1 protein-coding gene and 2 pseudogenes are annotated in these 3,376 nt (G+C 59.6%); 1 reads left to right on the top strand and 2 read right to left on the bottom strand.

All coding sequences use genetic code 11. The annotated features are described in order from the left end of the window. Nucleotides 1-699 precede the first annotated feature (699 nt). A pseudogene (locus QCE73_RS39130) lies at nt 700-1,844 on the bottom strand (IS3 family transposase); the annotation flags it as partial. A 94-nt stretch (nt 1,845-1,938) separates the two neighbouring features. Here QCE73_RS39130 and QCE73_RS39125 point away from each other — a divergent pair. Continuing rightward, nucleotides 1,939-3,156 (top strand): annotated as a pseudogene (locus tag QCE73_RS39125) (DUF4158 domain-containing protein); the annotation flags it as partial. A gap of 75 nt (nt 3,157-3,231) precedes the next feature. Here the strand turns inward: QCE73_RS39125 and QCE73_RS39120 are convergent. Next, nucleotides 3,232-3,376 (bottom strand): ATP-binding protein (locus tag QCE73_RS39120; protein WP_309885332.1); only part of this gene is annotated, 145 nt, incomplete at its 5' end.

The following is a 3,376-nucleotide window of genomic DNA, read 5'->3' as shown; positions in this document are numbered from 1 at the left end:
GGTGGCTCATCGTCTACGGCGACTGCGCCGCCCTTCGACTCCTCACCACCGGCCAAAACGATCGTCAACGACCGGCCAAAACAATTGTCGCTGCCCACACGTCCGTTGGCCGGTGGCAGAGGAGGCGATAGCCGTGCGCGTTGACCGCGAGATGGGTAACACCTTGCGTTGCTGCTTGCCCGATACACCTTCGCTCGACTGCGATGTTTTGCAATCTTCATCGCGTAATCAAAGGCCTCGGCCGTCGCCACCCGACAAGATCGACACTCACAAGCTGGCGGCCCTCAGCAAGACACGCGAGTCCGACAGATAGCTCACCAACAGGGACGAGAATCCTCGCCCCCTACGAATAGACTTCGGCTCGAAGATGTTGGACTGTCAGTGTTTCAGCATGAATTGCAAGACCCGGGAATTAAACTCGTCGGGCTTTTCCCACGCGACCGAATGCCCGGCATCACAGATCTCGTCGATGCCAGGTTGGCATCCCGATTTGTACCGTAGCGCTGCTCATTTTGCACCGCTATGGGGGTGACCCGCTTCCGTGGATGATTAAGCAGTTGAATTTTGAATGGATTGAATCCCTCCGGTTTGGGCAGTGCCGCGAGTTGTCCACGGCCGGTCGGCGGGTCGCCTATTACGACCACGACGCCGGCCGGCGGTGGACAACTCGCCAGTGATGCCGATTCGGTTTTGTTCCTCGTGAAGTTGCTCGTAGCGCATCGGCGAGCGGTAACCGATGCCGCTATGGCGACGGCTGACGTTGTACCAACCTTCTATCCACGAGAACAGCGCTTGCCGCGCCTGTTCGCGGGTTTGGAAGTGTGTGCGGGCGAGCAGTTCACATTCGAGTGTCGCGAAGAAGGCTTCGCACATGGCGTTGTCGAAGCAATCCGCCACCGTCCCCATCGACAGACGTACGCCAGCCTCACGGCAGCGGCGGCCGAAAGCAATGGACGTGTATTGGCAGCCTTGATCGCTATGGTGAATCACGCCAGCGGGACGTCGTTGCGCGAGAGCCATATCGAGCGCCCTGAGCATCAGCTCCGTGTACAAGTGATCCGACATCGCCCAACCCACGATCCGGCGGCTGAACACGTCGAGCACCACCGCGAGATACAGGAACCCTTCGGCGGTCGGTACGTAGGTCGCATCCGCCACCCACAGTCGATTGGGCTCGTCGGCGCTGAAGTGTCGTTGCACCAGATCCGGCGCGGGCCGTGCGTTGGGCTGCCGCCGTGTGGTAGAGATCCAGCGTCGCCGGCTTACGCCACACAGGCCGGCCAGACGCATCAGGCGGGCAACGCGTTTGCGTCCAACATGCACGCCTTGCTCGGCAAGTTCGAAATGAATGCGAGGCATGCCGTAGACGCCGCGCGAGCCTGCGTGGATCGCCCGGATGCGCGCGAGCAGATCGGCGTCGCTGCACGCTCGCTTCGATGGTGCGCGCTCAAGCCACGCGTAAAAGCCGCTGGCGGAGACCCCGAGCAGCCGTGCCATCGTGGCAATGGGCCATGCGGCCCGATTCGCTTTCATGAACTCGAACCCTTCTCGGGCACCGTTCCGGTCTCCCGTGCGAACCAGGCCGCGGCTTTTGAGAGGATCTCTCGCTCAAGCTCAAGCTGGCGCACCTTGCGGCGCAGGCGCGTAAGTTCTTCGCGCTCGGCAGTGGTGAGCCCATCGAGTCGTGTACCGGCGTCACGAGCTGCCTGCGCGACCCAGTTGTAGATGGTTTGCGCCGTCGGCTCAAACTCCTTGGCCAGTTCCTCCGGCGTGCGACCGGCCTTGACCAGTTCGACTATCTGGGCCCGAAATTCCGCCGGGTACGGGGTACGGTGCTTCGCCATAATGGGCACCTCCTGAACAAAAGGATAGATGTCCACGAAAGCGGGTCAACTCCACTAGGCTGGATCGCTTCGTGATCGCCGCGGAGCACAGACGATGGAAAGCTGGCGAACAGGCTATCTTGGGATCCGCCAAGTACCTCGCGATCTGAGCGAGTTTGAACTCAACACTTTTTTCACGTTCTCGAAGCAAGAGATCGCGCTCATCGAGACGCGGCGATCTGATTTATATCGTCTCGCCGTTGCGTTGCACGTCGGGTTCATACGAATGTCCGGCCGATCGCTGGATTCATATCGCCAGATACCTCCGATGCTGTGGCGACACCTCGGTCGACAACTGCATGTCCAGCCGCCAGATCTTGGGACGCTGCGCTCGATCTACGACGGACGCTTCGATACGCTATCCGACCATCAACGGTTTGCCCAAGTCATCGCGAACTTCCGCCCGATCTCAGAGCACCAGCGTCGATACGTCATTCGTTGGTTGAAAGAACAACTGACAGGTCGCCCCGAGCGCGGCCAATTGGGTAACGAGCTGAAGCAGTGGTTCTACGAACATCGGATCGTCATACCCAACGAACGGACGATCCGACAGCTCATCGTCCAAGCAGTTCGCGATATCGAGAGTTCGCTCCACGAGGAGTTTCAGCGAACCTTTGGCCCCGAAAAATTGGACAGCTGGGCACGTCTTTTACCCCAACCGCACAAGGAGTATGTGAGCCTGCAGGGCTGGCTTTGGGCTGTGCCGCTCGGTGGTTCGACTCAGCAGATGGGTGAAGTGCTGGACAAGATTAATCTCCTCACGATGCACGGCGTCGCATCCGCATGGCCGAGCGCATGCAACGATGCAATTGTTCGCTCCTACGCTCGTCGCTGTGCCAACCGCTCTCCATCCATCAGCAAACGGATTGCGCCGCAAAGCCGGAGGCTCGAGGCCGCCTGTTTCATGCGTTATTCGCTGTGCACGGCGACCGATCACGTACTCACGATGCTCCGTCGCTGGGTGCAGAAAGTCGTGAATGATGCATCTCGTGCGCTCGACGCGGCGAAGAACAAACTTGAAGATCAGCTTCGCGAGTTCGCCCTGGCTGTGAAGGCGTTGGCGATTGACGAGTCCCTGTCGCGCGAACAGCTAGGTAGCGCGCTCTGTGAACTGGCCGACAAGGTTCTCTGCCCACCACAAAGCCGCCGCAGCCTAATGCGGCAGCATCTAATCGGCAAGCGACACTCAGCACGAAACCTATTGATGCGGATAGTGCAACTGCCCTTCGAGGCTGATTCCACTCATCCCGTACTCGACGCGATCGTTCTGCTTCTGTCAACGCCGACTGAAACCTGACCCACATTCAGAGGTTTCGCCGAAGTAAATCTGACCCACCTGGGTCCATTATCACGCGGCTACTTTCGTGGTTGCCCGCGCGCTCGCTTGTCCCGCCTTTCTCTTGTCCTTCAGTCGATAGCTCTCGCCACTGATTTGCACGATATGCGCGTGATGCAGCAACCTGTCGAGCATCGCTGCCGTGAGCGTCTGGTCG

Origin of the sequence: Caballeronia sp. LZ029 (assembly GCF_031451275.1) — a bacterium.
GTDB lineage: Bacteria > Pseudomonadota > Gammaproteobacteria > Burkholderiales > Burkholderiaceae > Caballeronia > Caballeronia jiangsuensis.
Note: the sequence above shows the minus strand (reverse complement) of the source record. Positions and strands in the feature narration are given on the sequence as shown.